This window comes from Sphingomonas sp. FG14 (assembly GCF_057809675.1).
The window spans coordinates 104420-120272 of the sequence record NZ_JBMDKK010000008.1; the positions used below are offsets into that span (position 1 = coordinate 104420).

Sequence of the window (15853 nt, forward strand, 5' to 3'; positions counted from 1 at the left end):
TTTTGGTTATGTGCGGCGGAGCGCCGGGGACGGCTCGGGGGTAAACGGGAGTAAATCAGTATGGCGAATAATCGTCTTATCGTTCAGTCCGGCTCGACGGCGGGCGCGATCCTTGGTTCCTACGATGTCTTCGGCAGCAATGCGGGTGCGGAAACAGTCATCGTGTTCGACAACACCATCGCCTATTTTCAGGGCGACTTTGCCCGCGGCGGCGATACGGTGAAGCTGGCCGACACCGCTACCGACTTCACCATTCAGCTCATCGGCACCAACGCTGAACTCGTCAGCACTTCTGATGGTGTGGTCGCTCGTATTCCCATCGGTCTCGCCGGTGTGACGGTTCAGTTCGAGACCGCCGCGGGTGTTTATGGCGATAGCCGCTCTCTGATCTTCACCGACGGCAAGATCATGTTCGGCAGCCAGGTCGTCACCACGACGGTCACCGCCGTGGCCCCAGCGTCGGCACCCGCACCGGCGCTTGCTGCGGGGCCGGCAATTGAATCCACGGCGTCGGACGATCATGCCGCCGCGAAAGCCGCGCTTGCGGCACTCGATGCTCCCGCCGCGACTGTCTTTGACGCCAGCGATGTCGCTGTTGCCGATCTGCTCATCGAGCAGATCGATCACAGCTTCTTCGCGCGCAATTCGACGGAATCGGGAATGACCAATTTCGTGGTGAATTTCGCCTGATTGGTTCGGCGGCCGGAGAGGGACTTCGGCCGCTGCCCGACTTCCGGTTTGACGGGCAACGAGCCGACTGCGACGTGGTGCCGGGGCGGGAGTGGCCCGTCCCGATGGTGCAGGCTCAGCCCGGAATCTCTGGGATGAAATCGACCCGAAATAATCGGGGTCCGAATATCTTGATGCGGTCCGGCCCGTGGCGAGGAGTGGGTTTTCGCGACGGGGCTGGAAGCAAGAAGTGCTTCCTCCCCGGTCGATCAGGCTCTAAGCATTTCGGTTCATACAGGATTTAGGGGGAAGCGATGAGCGACTGGTCGCACGGCTATAATGTATCGCTGGGCTATACATATGGTTTCTATCGCGAACTCTCGCCCGATTGGCTTGATCTTTGTACGCGCATCTCGGGGTTCGTTCCGCCCACGCGTGGCGTCAATGGCGGTTTTCGCTATCTCGAACTGGGCAGTGGTCAGGGCGTTGGCCTTTGCCTGCTCGCCGCCGCCAATCCGGCGGCCGAATTCGTCGGCATCGATTTCAACCCTGAACATATCGCGCATTCGAAGGGGCTCGCCGCTGCGGCCGGGCTGAGCAATATCCGCTTCATCGAGGGTGATTTCGCGGAACTCGGCGCGAACTGGCCGGCCGATCTGGGCCAGTTTGAATATGTCGTGATGCACGGCATCTATAGCTGGATCCCGCCCGAGGTCCGTCGCGCGCTCGTTCGTTGCCTCGACCATGCGGTGCCGCCGGGTGGGCTTGTCTACAACAGCTACAATACCAAGCCCGGTTGGGTAAGCACCATGCCGTTCCAGCATATGGCGCGGCGGCTGCAGATGGTCACAGCCAAGCCGGGGCCGGCGGTGATCGACGATACCGTGAAACTCTTCGAGAGCCTGGGAGAAAGCAACTCCGCGATCTTCCGCGTCTTGCCGACACTGAAGGCGCGCATCGATTCGGTGAAGACGCAAAATCGCGCCTATCTCGTCCAGGAATATCTCCATGAGAACTGGCACCCGCTCTGGTTCTCGGAGGTGGCGGCCGAATTCGGCACGGCCAAGCTCAATTTTGTTGGCGCCGCGACCATGGCGGAACTGATGCTGCCCGGACTCCTCCCTGCGGATACGCGCGATATCATTGCCGGCCAAGGCGATCTGATCTTCCGCCAGGAAGTTCAGGACTGTGCGATCAACCAGAGCTTTCGTCGCGACATTTTCTGCCGGGGCGCCCGGCGGACGTTCAACCGCGGAATCGATACCGCCTTCGAAACGGAGCTGCATCTCGTCGCACCGCCGAAAGAAGAGGACGACACGCTCAAGATCAGCACTTCGTTCGGCGAACTGACGCTCAGGCGGGCTTCTTATGCCGAAGCGATCACCGCATTGGAGCAGGGCCCGAAGACCATTGGCGAGATCGCCGCTTTGCCTGAGTTCAGGAAGCAGGGCACCAGCAGTGCGATCCAGACCTTGTTGCTCTTGATCCATACCGGCGGGATCGGCGTCGGCGCCGCGAAGCGTGTCGATCCGAAGCCGGCGCAGCGCTTCAATACGATGCTCGCGCGAGCCGTGTGCGAGGGTGCGCCCTATACGCATCTCGCGGTTCCGGTTCTGGGGTCCGCGCTATCGGTGAGCGATATCGATTGCATGCTCTTCGACGCCTGGCTGGCCGCGCCCAAGTCCGATGCCGCGAAGCTGGGCAAGGGCCTCAGCGAACGACTGGCCCGGCTTGGCCGCAAGCTGCAGCAAAATGGTCAGCCGCTCGATGGCCCGGCCGCACAGGAACGGATCGACGCCATGTCCGCCGCTTTCATCGACAATAACCTGCCGCGCTGGCGGCGGGTTGGCGCCGTCGCGTGAGGTTGGTGGCACGCGCATGAACGTTCTTTTCGTCCATCAGAATTTCCCGGGGCAATTTCGTAGCTTGGCGCCAGCCCTGCTGGCGCGGGGCGATACCGTCGTCGCCATGGGCATGAACGATTTCCCGGGATTTCCGGGCATTCGTTATGTGCGCAGCGCCGCCCAGCACAACACCGCGACCAACGGCCACCCCTGGACACGCGATTTCGACAGCAAGGTCATCCGCGCCGATGCCAGCTTTCGTTCGGCACTGAAGCTGCGCGAGGAGGGGTTCACGCCCGACGTGATCATCGCGCATCCGGGTTGGGGTGAAAGCCTTTTCCTCAAGACGGTATGGCCCGATGCGAAGCTCGGCATCTATTGCGAGTTCTTCTATTCGGCCGATGGCGCGGACATGAATTTCGATGCGGAGTTCCCCAGCGGCGACCGCGACGAAAGCGCCTGCCGCATGCTCATCAAGAATGTCGGAAACCTGCTTCATTTCGAACAGGCGGCGGCCGGGATCGCTCCGACGCGCTGGCAGGCGGACAGCTTTCCGGAACCGTTCCGCAGCCGCATCCATATCGTGCATGATGGCATCGACACCGATAGGGCCAAGCGCATTCCAGGCGTGAAGCTGCGGCTGAATGACGAGATCGAAGTCGGGCAGGGCGACGAGGTGATCACCTTCGTCAACCGTAATCTGGAGCCCTATCGCGGGTATCACGTCTTCATGCGGGCATTGCCCGAACTGATGCGGCGCCGGCCCAATGCGCGCGTCATCATCGTCGGCGGTGATGAAGTGAGCTATGGGGCGCCGCCGCCCAAGGGCAAGAGCTGGCGCAACATCTTCCTTCAGGAAGTGAGCGACCAGATCGACATGTCGCGCGTCAACTTCGTCGGTAAGATTCCTTATCAGCAGTTTTTGGGGTTGCTCGCGGTTTCCACCGTCCATGTCTATCTGACGTACCCGTTCGTGCTTTCGTGGAGCTTTATCGAGGCCATGGCGATGGAGTGCGCGATCGTCGCGAGTGACACGCCGCCGGTTCGGGAGGCGATCGACGATGGCGAGCAGGGCGTGCTGGTGCCGTTCTTCGATCGGGATGCGCTGATCGACTCGATAGTGGCCCTGCTCGACGATCCGAAGCGGCGCGCGGAACTGGGTGCCAAGGCCCGCAAGCGCGCCGTCGCGGAATATGATCTTCGTTCCGTCAGCCTGCCGCGTCAGATCGAATGGGTCGATCGTCTGGCCGCTGTCGGCTGAGGTCGGGAGAGGAATTTCAATCGGACGGAGACGCGAAAGATCGATCGGCGTGCCCGATGAGACAGTATTCGCGGGCTTGGCACCGGTGGCATTCGAAACCGGAGAATATGTCCGCTTTGGTTGTATTTTCCTGACAGGTTAACAGTTTGCATAAGCTCTGTTGCGCTATTATATGCGTTAAGTAGGTGGATTTTCGGGGGAGTCGTCGCGTTGCGTGGCGCGCCTTACCGCGCCTGCCTGCATCTCGTTTGAAGGATAGGATTTCATGTACGTAGAAGGTTTGGGGAGCGCCTCCGTGGCGAACGGGGTTCTGCGGATCGAGACGTTCCACCGCAATGCCAAGGGTGAGGATGTCAACGGTCAGGATATCATCATTCCGACCAATCGCGTCGTCCCGATCGTCGAGTCGCTCCAGGCGCTGATCGAAAAGATCCGCGAACAGGATGCGGCCGCTCAGGCCTCGGCGGAATAAGCCGATTTTTTCGCATGGCGCCCTTGGAAACCTCCGGGGCGCCATGTCTCCATTCAGCCCAGCAGTCGATAGAGCCCAACGCCTCGACCCGGTATCGGCCGGTTCGGCGGCCCGGTTCGCGCCCCGTGATCATGGATAGAGCATGACGAAGTCGATTTGCCTGCCGGCCCTTCTCTGCGCGTCGCTTTGCCTGACAGGGGCGACCGCGCTTTCAGCACAGCAGACGCAATCCTATGGCCCGCCCGCCGATCCGGCGAATGATGGCTCGGTCGCGCTCGCGTCGCCGCCCGGCGTGCCGTCCGCTCTGCTCAATGCCGCCGAGATCGCGACCGAGAATTATCCCACCATCCGCACGGCGGAGGCCGAGTTGCGCGCCTCGCGCGCCGATCTGCGCGGCGCGCGCTGGCTACGTTATCCCAGCCTGACGGTGGAGGCGCTGGCGATCACGCGTGGGTCGCAAACCGCTTCGCAGAATGGCGTCGCCGCCAACGCGACGGTCGAGCAACCAATCCTGACCTTCGGCAGGATCGGCGGCACGATCGATCGCGCCGAAGCGCTTTGGCTCGTTCGGCGCGCCGCAGTGGACGAAACCGCGCGCGAAGTCGCATTGCGCGTGATCGAGGCTTTCTACAACGTCGCGGCCGCTGCGCGGCGGCAGGCCGTGCTCGAAGGCGGGCTCGCGCAGCACAAGACGTTGCTCGATACGATCTCGAACCGCGTGCGGCAGGAAATCAGTCCGGAATCGGATCTCGATCTGGCAACCTCGCGAACCGCGCAGATGGAGCAGGAACTGGCGCTGGCGCGCGCCCAGCGCACCGCCAGCTACAGCCAGCTCGTCGAACTGGTCGGCACGACCTCGATCAATCTCGGCAACGTGCCCGATTATGATCCGGCGATCTCGCATCCATCGGAAGCAGGGGCGATCGATCGCGCGCTTTCCTGCGATCCCAAGTTGCAGCGCATGCGCGCCGAGGTGCTTGCCGCTCGCGCCGAAGCGAAGGTGGCCAAGGCGGGATTGTTCCCGCAATTGCTCGGTCAACTTTCGCACAACGAGATCACCGGTACGCGCGCCGGCGTGGCTTTGCGTGCACAGACCGGGGCCGGACTTTCGCAAGTCGCGGCGGTTGGTGCCGCGCGCGCGCGCGTGCAGGGCAGCGAATTCAATATCTCGACCGCCGAACGCGAACTGCGTGAAGCGCTTCGGCTCGATTTCGTGACCAATCGCGCGTCGCGCGACCGTGTTGCCGCAGGCTCGCGTGCATCTAGCTCAGCGGAAATGGTCACCGAATCCTACAAGCGCCAGTTCATCGCCGGTCGGCGCACCTGGCTCGACGTGATGAACGCGGTGCGCGAGGCGACCAACTCCGAATTGTCCGTGGCCGATGCGGAAGTCGGCGCAATGTCTTCGAACGCGCGCATATGGTTGCGCACATGCGGCTGGCAGCCCCGGCCGATCGGCGGCGAACAGGTGGATTCAGGCAAATGACGACAGATACCAGCATCCGCGGCGCCGTGGAGCATTTCGCCCAGATCAAGGGCATGTCGCTCGCGCCCAAATGGGATCAGGAACTCGGCGGAATCGAGCTCGATCTCGGCGCCACCGACGTGACCCAGCTTTGCGCGCAGCTCGGCTGGCCGGCACCGGTGCCATTCCACACCCGGCCGCGCGCCGATCAGTTTCCGCTGCTCGTCTACCAGGCGGAGATTGGCTGGGCCGTCGCCGAGCAATGGGAGAGCGAGGAGATGATCAGGCTTTCGGGCCTTCATCTGCCGTTGCTCGAATATCATGACGGGCTCGTCTTCTACGATATCACCTTCCCCGATCCGCTGCAGACCGGGCAGACGCCAAGTGCGATCTCGGTCTTCTGGCGTGCGATCATGCGGCGCAAGCATGTGCTGGTGATGGCGACGCTGGCGACGGTCTTCGCCAATATCGTCACGCTGGCAACGTCGCTCTATTCCATGCAGATCTTCGATCGCGTGATTCCGCTGGGCAGCTATTCCACCTTGTGGGTGCTCACCATCGGCGTGACGATCGCGTTGATCATCGATTTCACGCTCAGATCGGTGCGCGCGCTCATGATCGAACGCGAAGCCGCCGAGATCGATGCGGAAGTCTCCGAATATTTCTTCGCCCGCGCGCAGGCGGTGCGGCTCGACGCGCGTCCACCGGGCATCGGCACCATGGCCGCGCAGCTTCGCGGGCTCGAACAGGTTCGCGGCGTGATGTCGTCGGGATCGCTGTTCATGCTTGCCGACCTTCCCTTCGCGCTGTTCTTCATCGTCGTGATCGGGCTGCTCGGTGGCGTCGTCGCGATCGTGCCCATCGTCAGCCTGCCGATCGCGCTGCTGATGGCGTTTGGCCTCGCCAAGATGATCCGCAACGGCACCGATCGCGCGCAGGTGAGCGGCAACCGTAAGAACGGCATGCTCGTCGAATCGCTCGATGCGGCGGAATCGATCAAGGCGGGCCGTGGCGGCTGGTTCATGCTCGGCCGCTGGAACCGGCTGATCCGCGAGGTCCATCATTTCGAGGATCCGGTAAAGCGCAGCTCGGCCATGGCCGGCTCGGTCTTCTCGACGCTCCAGCAGATCGCCTATGTTGCGATCATGGCGGTCGGCGCCTATGAAGTCGGCCAGGGCAACATGACGTCGGGCGGCCTGCTCGCCTGTTCGATCATCGCGGGGCGGATCAACGGTCCGCTGATCGCGATGCTGCCCAACCTGATCGTCCAATGGGGTTATGCGCGTTCGTCGCTCAAGGCGCTGGACAGTATCCTCAAGCTGCCCCTCGACCGCACGTCGAGCGAATCCTCGCTCCGGCCGGGCAGCCTCAACGGGCCGATCCAGATCGACAATATCAAATTCGCCTATCCCGGTGCGCGCGAGGGGCTGGACGTTCCCAAGCTGGAGTTCCGGCCTGGCGAGCGCGTCGCCATCATCGGCGGCGTCGGTTCGGGCAAGACGACCTTGCTGCGTATCCTGGCCGGCATCTTTCATGCCCAGGCCGGCACCGCGAAGATCGGCGGGCTCGATCTCACGCAGATCGCCGACGACGTGCTGCGTCAGCATATCGGCTATCTGCCCCAGGATTTTCGCCTGGTGAACGGATCGCTGCGTGAAAACCTGACGATGGGCATGGGCAATGTCGGCGATGACACGGTGATGGAAGCCGCGAAGAAGACCGGGCTCGTCAACATGATCTCGGCGCATCCGCTCGGCCTCGACCTCCAGATCCAGGAGGGTGGGCGCGGGCTGTCCGGCGGCCAGCGCAGCCTGGTCGGCATGACGCGCATGTTGCTGGCCAACCCCACTGTGTGGCTGCTCGACGAACCGACCGCCAATCTCGACCAGAATACCGAGGTCGCGGTGCTGGCGGCGCTGGAAAAGGCGCTGGGTCCGCAGCAGACGATGCTGATCGTCACGCATCGCCTGCAACTGCTTGCGCGCGTCCAGCGTGTGATCGTGATGGGCAATGGGCGCGTCCTGCTCGACGGGCCGACCGCGGAGGTTATCCAGCGTCTCCAGCCCAAGCCGCCCGCGCAGCAGCAGCCGTCCAAGACGGTTTCCCCGATCACCGCCACGGCGGGTCGTTGATCCAAGCATTGAAAGCCTGAAGCCATGTTGACTCGGATGAAGACGTCGAGCTGGATCATCATCACGATCGCGTTCGCGCTGATCGCGTTCATTGCCTGGTCACTCTGGGCGGAGCTCGATCAGATCACGCGCGCGCCCGGCAAGGTCATCCCGATTGGGCGCGTCCAGATCATCCAGAGTGCCGATGGCGGTGTGATCGGGGAGATCCGTGTTCGCGAAGGCGATCTGGTGAAGCGTGGCGAATTGCTGGTCGTGCTCGACAAGGTGAAGCTGCAGGCGGCGGTGACTGAAAGCCGCGCCAAGGCGGCGGCGCTCAAGAGCCAGATGGCCCGTATCCAGGCGGAGCTCTACGATCGTCCGCTCAATTTTCCGGCGGATGTCGCGTCCTATACCGAATTCGTCGCGAACCAGCGGCAGCTCTATATCAAGCGCCGTGCGGCGTTGCAGTCCGATCTGTCGGCGCTGCGATCGATGCGTACGCTGATGCAGGAAGAGCTCAACCTGAACCTGCCGCTGGTGAAGAGCGGCGACGTCGCCCGATCCGAAGTGATCCGCATGCAGCGCGGCATGGTCGATGTCGACGGTCAGATTTCCGGCAAGCAGGCCAAATATATTCAGGATCTGCAGACCGAGTTCGCCAAGACCGAAGAGGATCTGGTGACGGCGCAGCAGGTGATGGCGCAGCGCGAGGACGCGCTGAAGGCGACCGACCTGATCGCGCCGACCGACGGCATCGTCAAGAATGTCCGCCTGACGACGGTGGGCGGCGTGCTACGCCCCGGCGACGAAGTGCTCCAGATCGTGCCGACCGGCGAAAAGCTGATCGTCGAGGCGCAGGTCGCGCCGCGCGATATCGCCTTCGTGAAGCTGGGCCAGACCGCGTCGGTGAAGTTCGACGCCTATGACAGCGGCATCTATGGCGCCGGCCATGGCAAGGTGACGTATATCAGCCCCGATACCCTGGCCGAGCAGCGCCAAGACGGATCGCAGAACATCTATTACCGCGTGAACGTCGAGGTCGATATTTCGAAGATGCGGCCCAAGCATCCGGGCGAGGTGATCGCGATCCAGCCGGGCATGACGGTGATCGCGGAAATCATCACCGGCAAGAACACCGTGTTCCGCTATCTGACCAAGCCGATCCTGAAGACGGCATCGGAATCGATGGGCGAACGCTGATACGGCTTCGGGGCGCCGCCATGGTTGCGGCGCCCCGGATAATCCCTATCCTGTCGTCATCATGGCGAAGATCACCAGCATCACCCTGTCCTATGTGCAGGCGGAGGACCGCATCCACTTCGCCACTTTGCTGGACGACGCGCGTACCGTCCGCATGTGGCTGACGCAGCGGCTGGCCCGCCTGCTCGTCCGGGCGCTCGCCAACCATATGGAAAAGGCGGAGGGGATTCCGCTGCCGACCGTGCGCGATGCGATGATGGCGCAGGAGCAGGCGCAGGCGGTGTCGAATATCAAGCCCTCGCGACCCGTCGTTGCCGATCCCGATGTGCCCATCCATCTGGTGACCAACATCACGCTCAAGCTGTCGGCCGAGAAGATTGGCCTCTTCTTCGAATCCGATCTCGATTTCCAGCCGAGCATCGTGCTCGACCGGACGCTCGTTCGCCAATGGCTGAGCATGCTTCATCGCCAGTTCGAGACCGCGTCCTGGCCGCTCGACGTGTGGCCCGAATGGATGATTGAGGGCAATGCCGCCCCTGCAAGCGGCGCCACCCGGCACTGATCAGGGCTATCGCGCCGCGCCGTCAGCGCAACCGCATCGCGTCCTTCTCGATCTCGACGCGTGATACGCGGGCGAGGAAGCTTTGTCCCAGCAGGGAAATGGGCATGTCAGTTTCGGCGACGGCGCCCGCCACGCCCTTCGCGGAGACAGGCCCGATCGCGATCCTGTCGATCACGACGGGCTTCAGCTTCACCACCCCGCTGGCGGCCTGGGCCTCCGCGGTGAATTCGCCGGCCGACGCCGCGATTCCGGCGCGCTGTGCATCGGCGCGGCTCAGTACGACCGCACTCGCGCCGCTATCGACAAGGAAACGGATGGTCGCGCCGTTGACCTGCGCATCGGCATAGAAATGCCCGTCGGACTCCCGCGTCAGCGTGGTGCCCGCGAAACCGTTGCCGGCGTCGGGCGCCAGCTTCGCAGCGGCCTGCGGCGTTGCCTCGACCATATGTGATAGGGGCACGGGCGACGCCGGTGCGCGTCCGTCCGGCCTCAGCGATACGAGCGCGACGATCAGCAGCAACAGGGGGACGACAATTCTCGCCATTCGTCCACCATTGCATGGCAGCCTTTAACAAAGCGCCAAGCGGATGCGCGCTTGTTACGATCGCGGCGAACCGCCCATCGCATTCATCGGAACATCCCGGATCGACCAGGGGTTCGAAAACCGGCTCGCGCAATCGGCGAGATCATAGGAAGGATGCCATCATGGCCAATCAGGACCAGAACAATCAGCAGGACCGGCAGCGCAATCCCGGCCAGCAGCAGCAACAGCAGGAGAATCCCGGGCGCGACCGCCAGCAGGGCGGTGACCAGAATCGCCAGGACCGCCAGATGGACGACGATGGCGACGGCAGCCGGGGCGGCCAACAACAGCGCTGAAAATCGTTTGACCAGCCGGAAAGGGCCACCCGTGAGGGTGGTCCTTTCTTTAGCCGATCCTGTAGTCATCGTTCCGGCGGGCACCGAAGCGCGAGACATCAGGCCGCTTCCGCGGTCTCCACTGGCGCCAGGCGGATCAGATAGTCGAAGGCCGAAAGCGCGGCCTTGGATCCTTCGCCCATCGCGATGACGATCTGTTTGTACGGCACGGTCGTCACGTCGCCGGCCGCGAACACACCCTCGATCGAGGTGTGGCCGCGATGGTCGATCTCGATCTCTCCGCGCGCGGAGAGCGCGACCGAATCGGTCAGCCATTCGGTGTTGGGCACCAGCCCGATCTGGACGAAGATCCCCTCCAGCTCGACAAGGTGCGAGCTGTCGGCATTGCGATCGCGATAGGTCAGCCCGATCACCTTCTCCCCATCGCCATGCACTTCGGTGGTCAGCGCCGACGTGATGACGGTGACGTTCTTCAGGCTGTAGAGCTTGCGCTGCAACACGGCATCGGCGCGGAGCTGGCTGTCGAACTCGATCAGCGTGACATGGGCGACGATGCCGGCCAGGTCGATCGCGGCCTCGACGCCGCTATTGCCGCCGCCGATCACGGCGACGCGCTTGCCCTTGTAGAGCGGCCCGTCGCAATGCGGGCAATAGGCGACGCCCTTGTTGCGATACGCATCCTCGCCCGGCACGTTCATCTGCCGCCAGCGCGCGCCGGTCGACAGGATAACCGTGCGCGCTTTCAGTGACGCGCCGTTTTCCAGTCGCACTTCGTGCAGGCCGCCGGGGATTTTCGCGGGGATGAGCTTTTCGGCGCGCTGCAGGTTCATGATATCGACGTCATAATCCTTGACGTGCTGCTCGAGCTGCGCGGCGAGCTTCGGGCCCTCCGTGTGCTGGACCGAGATGAAATTCTCGATCGCCATGGTGTCGAGCACCTGGCCGCCGAAACGCTCGGCCGCGATGCCGGTGCGGATGCCCTTGCGCGCGGCATAGATCGCTGCCGCGGCGCCCGCCGGGCCGCCGCCGACGACGAGCACGTCAAACGCGTCCTTCGCCTTGATCTTTTCGGCGGCGCGCGTGGAGGCGCCGGTGTCGATCTTGGCCAGGATCTGCTCCAGCTCCATCCGGCCCTGGCCGAAGGGTTTGCCGTTGAGGAAGATCGAGGGCACCGCCATCACCTTGCGCGCATCGACCTCGTCCTGGAACAGCGCGCCGTCGATCGCGACATGGCTGATGCGTGGGTTGAGCACGGCCATCAGGTTGAGTGCCTGGACGACATCCGGGCAGTTCTGGCACGACAGCGAGAAATAGGTTTCGAACGCGAAATCGCCGTCGAGGTCCTTGACCTGCTGGATCAGCTCCTGCGCCGCCTTGGAGGGGTGGCCGCCCACCTGGAGCAGCGCGAGCACCAGTGAGGTGAATTCATGGCCCATCGGGATGCCGGCGAAGCGCACGCCGATATCGGTGCCAGTGCGGCGGATCATGAAGCTGGGCGCGCGGCGGTCGGTGCCGCCGCGGAGCAATGTGACCTTGTCGGACAGGGCGGCGATCTCTTCGAGCAGCGTCAGCAATTCGGCCGATTTGGCGCCGTCGTCGAGCGACGCGACCAGTTCGATCGGCTGGGTGATGTTGCCCAGATAGGTCTTGAGCTGCTGCTTGAGATTGGCGTCCAACATGATGGTGCTCCGATAGGGGCTATGCTCGCGTCATTGCGAGTGGAGCGAAGCAATCCAGGGATACATCCGACTTTGGATTGCTTCGTCGCTTCGCTCCTCGCAACGGCGGAGGAGGAAGCTTCGGTGGCGATCACGCACACCGGAATAGTCGTCGGGAAGATCCCGGGGACGGCGCTGCCGCCCCCGGAACTTTCGCGATTGGTCGGCTCAGATCTTGCCGACGAGGTCCAGCGACGGGGCGAGCGTCTCTTCGCCTTCCTGCCACTTGGCGGGGCAGACTTCGCCGGGATGCGCGGCCACATATTGCGCGGCCTTCACCTTGCGCAGCAGTTCGGTCGCGTCGCGGCCGATGCCGCCGGCGGTCACTTCGACGATCTGGATCTTGCCCTCGGGATCGACGACGAAGGTGCCGCGATCGGCCAGGCCCGCTTCCTCGATCATCACGTCGAAATTGCGCGTGATCGTGCCGGTGGGATCACCCAGCATCGTGTACTTGATCTTGCCGATCGCCGGCGACGTGTCATGCCACGCCTTGTGCGAGAAATGCGTGTCGGTCGAAACGCTGTAGATCTCCACGCCCAGCTTCTGGAACGCGTCGTAATTGTCGGCCAGGTCTTCCAGCTCGGTGGGGCAGACGAAGGTGAAGTCCGCGGGATAGAAGAAGAAGACGGCCCAGCCGCCCTTCACGTCCGCGTCCGTGACGGTCACGAACTTGCCATCCTTGAAGGCTTCGGTCTTGAAGGGTTTCAGGTCGGAATTGATGAGGGACATGCATGCTCCATGTGTTTGCGGTGTCTGCGAGCGCCGATCTAGGTGTCTCTGTTGCAATGCGGAAATTGGATTTTAGAGACTGACTGATCGATTTTGGCGATCAATCGGCTGAAACCGTCTTTCCCATGTCACGCATTGCTGCCAGAGGCCGGATCGAAGACGCGGGACGCGTCTTAATCAGCCGATGTCAATTATGCAAGTGATTCGCGTTAGCAAAAAAGATGCGCAATATGGCCCGGCTGCCGCTCGACGCAGCCGATCGCCAAGGCTAGAATCCCTGCCATGTCAGATCTTTTCCGTTTCCGCCGCTTCGTCGCCGTCCGATCGACATGACCGATTCGGCACCCGGCAATCGCCCGCTTGCGACGCTCGACAGCGAAGCGGATCTCCGCACCGTCTATGCCGAGCCGTCGCAGACGGTGGTCGACAAATGCTTTCCGCGTCTCGACTCGCATAGCCGGCGCTTTCTCGAGCTCTCGCCCTTCTTCTGCATCGGCTCGTCACGCGCCGACGGTCTGGCCGACGTGTCGCCGCGCGGCGGCGAGCCGGGCTTCGTCCACGCGATCGACGACACGCATATCGCCTTCCCCGATCGGCCGGGAAACAATCGTCTCGATACCTTGAGCAATATCGTCCACCAGCCGGCGGTTGGCCTGCTGTTCTTCCTGCCCGGCGTGGAGGACATGCTGCGGATCAACGGCCTGGCATCGGTCACGACCGAGCCCGTGCTGATGGATCGCTTCATCCATGACGGAAAGCCGCCGCGTTCGGTGGCGCTGATCGAAATCCGCGAAGTCTATTTCCATTGCTCGAAGGCCTTGCGGCGTTCGGAGCTGTGGAATCCCGACCGGAGATTGCCCAAGGGCGCTTTCCCGACGCTCGGCAAGATTGTGCGGGATCAGTTCCAGCTCAACATTCCTGCCGAGACGATCGATCAGGCGCTGGAGGAAGACGCGAAGACCAATCTGTATTGAGTTTTCACAGTGGCAGGGCGGTGGTCGCCTTGATCTCGGACAGCGCGATCGTCGAATTGATCTCCTGCACGCCCGGCAGCTTGCTCAACTTCTCGAAGAACAGCCGTTCATAGGCCTCGATGTCCTTGGTCACGACGCGCAGGATGAAGTCGAACACGCCCATCACCACATAGCATTCGAGCACTTCGGGCAGTTCGCGGATCGCCGCGGTGAAATCGTCCAGATTGGCGCGGCCGAGCTCGCTCAATTTCACCTGCGCGAAGATATGCGCGTTGAGCCCCACCTTGCGCCGGTCGATCAGCGCGACGCGGCGCGTGATGTACCCATCCTTCTGCAACCGGTCGATCCGGCGCCAGCACGGCGAGGGGGACAGGCCGACGCGTTCCGAGATTTCAGCCGTCGACAGGCTCGCATCCGCCTGGAGCAGCGCCAGGATTTTCCGTTCGTAGGAATCGAGATCGTGAGACATAGTTTGTCCAGATAAAGCCAAATATGGGTGAAATTGACCTGAATATCGCAATTCTTCGCTGAGAAAGGCAAGAAGTTTCGCGGCGGATGAACGATCATGCCCAGCCTCGATCGGAGTCTCCATGGTTCATCTCGCCTTTCTGAATGCCCATCCGCCGGAGCAATGCGTCGCCGTCGAGGATGAAGCGACCGGCCTGTCCGGCGTCATCGTCATCCACTCGACCGCGCTTGGTCCGGCGGCGGGCGGCTGCCGTTTCTGGGATTATCCCGACAAGGAGGCACTGGCCGTCGATGCGGTGCGGCTTGCCGAGAGCATGAGCTACAAGAACGCGCTCGCCGGTCTGCCGCTGGGCGGGGGCAAGGCGGTGTTGCGGCGTCCGGCGGGCGATCTCGATCGCCGCCGCCTGTTCGAGGCGTTCGGCCGCGCGGTGGAGCGGCATGACGGTGCCTATGTGACCGCCGAGGATGTCGGCACGACCATGGCCGACATGGATGCGGTCGGTGCCTCGACGCGCCATGTCGCGGGCCGGCGCGCGGCGCGCGGAAAGGCCGGCGGGGATCCTTCGCCCTGGACCGCGCGGGGCGTGTTCGATGCGATGAAGGTGGCCGCCGATCACCGGCTGGGCAGTTCGCTCGCCGGGCTCACCGTCGCAGTCCAGGGGTTGGGCAGCGTCGGATCGGCGCTGTGCGCGCTGCTGCATGAGGCGGGCGCGCGGCTGGTCATCGCCGAGCCGCGCGCAGGCGTCGCCGCGACCTTCGCCCGGCATTACGGCGCGACGGTGGTTCCCGCCGACAGGATCATGGAGGTGCAGGCCGATATCTTCGCGCCTTGCGCGCTGGGCGGTGTGCTCGATGCGCGGACGATCGCCGCCCTGCGTGCGACGATCGTCTGCGGCGGCGCCAACAACGTCCTGGCGACGCCGGAGGACGGCGATCGCCTAGCCGACAGGGGCGTGCTCTATGCGCCCGATTATGTCGTCAACGCCGGCGGCATGATCAGCGTCGCTGCCGAATATCTTGGCTGGCGAAGCGAAGAGGTTCGCCAGCGGGTCGATGCGATCGGCGCGCGGCTGGCGAGCGTGCTGGATCTGGCGGCCGCCAGCGGCTTGCCGCCTGGCCGCGCCGCCGACCGCCTCGCGCGCGAGACGATCGCACTGTCCACCAATGCCCGCCATGCGCCGCTGCCGAGGGTCGCATGATGTCTGGAGAAAACATGTTCGAACAATATCGTTACCAGGTGGACGGCCATGCCTGTCCGCAACTCTATCTTCGCCTGCTGGGGCTGTTCGCCCAGCAGGATCTGATCCCCGCCGATATCGAGGGTCAGCAGCGTGACGAGGTGTTGACGCTCAGCATCGTCCAGCCCGGGATCGATCGGCGGCGCGCGGAGATCATCGCGGAGAAGATGCGGATGATCACCACCGTACGCTCGGTGACGCTGACTGAAATGGTGGCGGTTCCTGCCTGAGTTGAGCAGCGACCGGCGGTGAGCCGGCGC

The 15853-nt window shown here is 63.3% G+C and carries 16 protein-coding genes; 12 read left to right on the forward strand and 4 right to left on the reverse strand.

Annotated elements, in window-relative coordinates; all coding sequences use genetic code 11:
• Positions 1–60 precede the first annotated feature (60 nt).
• From ACODTA_RS20000 to ACODTA_RS20035, 8 genes are all read left to right on the forward strand, one after another.
• Positions 61–690, forward strand: coding sequence for a hypothetical protein (locus ACODTA_RS20000; RefSeq protein ID WP_489067870.1), 630 nt, complete (start codon positions 61–63; stop codon positions 688–690).
• A gap of 293 nt (positions 691–983) precedes the next feature.
• Complete coding sequence (locus tag ACODTA_RS20005) at positions 984–2531, forward strand: methyltransferase regulatory domain-containing protein (protein ID WP_489067872.1); 1548 nt, start codon at positions 984–986, stop codon at positions 2529–2531.
• Positions 2532–2595: 64 nt separating this feature from the next.
• On the forward strand, positions 2596–3774 hold the full coding sequence (locus ACODTA_RS20010; RefSeq protein WP_489067874.1) for a glycosyltransferase: 1179 nt from the start codon (positions 2596–2598) through the stop codon (positions 3772–3774).
• 295 nt (positions 3775–4069) lie between these two features.
• Positions 4070–4246, forward strand: a complete 177-nt coding sequence (locus tag ACODTA_RS20015) for a hypothetical protein (protein ID WP_489067876.1) — start codon at positions 4070–4072, stop codon at positions 4244–4246.
• Between the two features lie 142 nt (positions 4247–4388).
• Positions 4389–5732, forward strand: a complete 1344-nt coding sequence (locus tag ACODTA_RS20020; protein ID WP_489067878.1) for a TolC family protein — start codon at positions 4389–4391, stop codon at positions 5730–5732.
• Positions 5729–7843, forward strand: a complete 2115-nt coding sequence (locus ACODTA_RS20025; protein ID WP_489067880.1) for an ATP-binding cassette domain-containing protein — start codon at positions 5729–5731, stop codon at positions 7841–7843. The genes ACODTA_RS20020 and ACODTA_RS20025 overlap by 4 nt, the downstream gene beginning before the upstream one ends.
• Before the next feature lie 24 nt (positions 7844–7867).
• A complete protein-coding gene (locus ACODTA_RS20030) occupies positions 7868–9022 on the forward strand; it encodes a beta-barrel domain-containing protein (RefSeq protein ID WP_489067881.1) in 1155 nt (384 codons plus the stop codon).
• Positions 9023–9083: 61 nt separating this feature from the next.
• Positions 9084–9584 (forward strand): hypothetical protein, encoded by a 501-nt coding sequence (locus ACODTA_RS20035; protein WP_489067883.1) that lies wholly within the window; start codon positions 9084–9086, stop codon positions 9582–9584.
• Positions 9585–9606: 22 nt separating this feature from the next.
• Here ACODTA_RS20035 and ACODTA_RS20040 read toward each other — a convergent pair whose 3' ends face one another.
• On the reverse strand, positions 9607–10128 hold the full coding sequence (locus tag ACODTA_RS20040) for a retropepsin-like aspartic protease family protein (RefSeq protein WP_489067885.1): 522 nt from the start codon (positions 10126–10128) through the stop codon (positions 9607–9609).
• Between the two features lie 161 nt (positions 10129–10289).
• Between ACODTA_RS20040 and ACODTA_RS20045 the strand changes: the two genes are divergently transcribed.
• Complete coding sequence (locus ACODTA_RS20045; RefSeq protein WP_489067887.1) at positions 10290–10463, forward strand: hypothetical protein; 174 nt, start codon at positions 10290–10292, stop codon at positions 10461–10463.
• A 98-nt stretch (positions 10464–10561) separates the two neighbouring features.
• Here the strand turns inward: ACODTA_RS20045 and ahpF are convergent, their stop codons facing one another.
• Both ahpF and ahpC read right to left on the reverse strand, forming a co-directional pair.
• Entirely contained in the window at positions 10562–12142 is a 1581-nt protein-coding gene (gene ahpF, locus ACODTA_RS20050) for an alkyl hydroperoxide reductase subunit F (RefSeq protein WP_489067889.1), read from the reverse strand.
• Positions 12143–12349: 207 nt separating this feature from the next.
• A complete protein-coding gene (gene ahpC / locus ACODTA_RS20055; protein ID WP_222991591.1) occupies positions 12350–12913 on the reverse strand; it encodes an alkyl hydroperoxide reductase subunit C in 564 nt (187 codons plus the stop codon).
• A gap of 329 nt (positions 12914–13242) precedes the next feature.
• Between ahpC and ACODTA_RS20060 the strand changes: the two genes are divergently transcribed.
• The gene (locus tag ACODTA_RS20060; protein WP_489067891.1) at positions 13243–13887 is read left to right on the forward strand and encodes a pyridoxamine 5'-phosphate oxidase family protein; all 645 of its coding nucleotides are present in this window, start codon (positions 13243–13245) and stop codon (positions 13885–13887) included.
• A gap of 4 nt (positions 13888–13891) precedes the next feature.
• On the opposite strand, the gene ACODTA_RS20065 is transcribed toward ACODTA_RS20060, so the two are convergent.
• The gene (locus ACODTA_RS20065; RefSeq protein ID WP_489067893.1) at positions 13892–14356 is read right to left on the reverse strand and encodes an Lrp/AsnC family transcriptional regulator; all 465 of its coding nucleotides are present in this window, start codon (positions 14354–14356) and stop codon (positions 13892–13894) included.
• 121 nt (positions 14357–14477) lie between these two features.
• Between ACODTA_RS20065 and ACODTA_RS20070 the strand changes: the two genes are divergently transcribed.
• Positions 14478–15554, forward strand: a complete 1077-nt coding sequence (locus ACODTA_RS20070) for a Glu/Leu/Phe/Val family dehydrogenase (protein ID WP_489067895.1) — start codon at positions 14478–14480, stop codon at positions 15552–15554.
• 14 nt (positions 15555–15568) lie between these two features.
• Entirely contained in the window at positions 15569–15823 is a 255-nt protein-coding gene (locus tag ACODTA_RS20075; RefSeq protein WP_489067897.1) for a hypothetical protein, read from the forward strand.
• The last annotated feature ends 30 nt before the right edge of the window (positions 15824–15853 follow it).

Bases quoted from the DNA above. Each gene is read 5' to 3' on its own strand.
- ACODTA_RS20000 (WP_489067870.1), top strand. From the start codon at position 61: ATGGCGAATAATCGTCTTATCGTTCAGTCCGGCTCGACGGCGGGCGCG.
- ACODTA_RS20005 (WP_489067872.1), top strand. From the start codon at position 984: ATGAGCGACTGGTCGCACGGCTATAATGTATCGCTGGGCTATACATAT.
- ACODTA_RS20020 (WP_489067878.1), top strand. From the start codon at position 4,389: ATGACGAAGTCGATTTGCCTGCCGGCCCTTCTCTGCGCGTCGCTTTGC.
- ACODTA_RS20025 (WP_489067880.1), top strand. From the start codon at position 5,729: ATGACGACAGATACCAGCATCCGCGGCGCCGTGGAGCATTTCGCCCAG.
- ACODTA_RS20030 (WP_489067881.1), top strand. From the start codon at position 7,868: ATGTTGACTCGGATGAAGACGTCGAGCTGGATCATCATCACGATCGCG.
- ACODTA_RS20035 (WP_489067883.1), top strand. From the start codon at position 9,084: ATGGCGAAGATCACCAGCATCACCCTGTCCTATGTGCAGGCGGAGGAC.
- ACODTA_RS20040 (WP_489067885.1), bottom strand. From the start codon at position 10,128: ATGGCGAGAATTGTCGTCCCCCTGTTGCTGCTGATCGTCGCGCTCGTA.
- ACODTA_RS20045 (WP_489067887.1), top strand. From the start codon at position 10,290: ATGGCCAATCAGGACCAGAACAATCAGCAGGACCGGCAGCGCAATCCC.
- ahpF (WP_489067889.1), bottom strand. From the start codon at position 12,142: ATGTTGGACGCCAATCTCAAGCAGCAGCTCAAGACCTATCTGGGCAAC.
- ahpC (WP_222991591.1), bottom strand. From the start codon at position 12,913: ATGTCCCTCATCAATTCCGACCTGAAACCCTTCAAGACCGAAGCCTTC.
- ACODTA_RS20060 (WP_489067891.1), top strand. From the start codon at position 13,243: ATGACCGATTCGGCACCCGGCAATCGCCCGCTTGCGACGCTCGACAGC.
- ACODTA_RS20065 (WP_489067893.1), bottom strand. From the start codon at position 14,356: ATGTCTCACGATCTCGATTCCTACGAACGGAAAATCCTGGCGCTGCTC.
- ACODTA_RS20070 (WP_489067895.1), top strand. From the start codon at position 14,478: ATGGTTCATCTCGCCTTTCTGAATGCCCATCCGCCGGAGCAATGCGTC.
- ACODTA_RS20075 (WP_489067897.1), top strand. From the start codon at position 15,569: ATGTTCGAACAATATCGTTACCAGGTGGACGGCCATGCCTGTCCGCAA.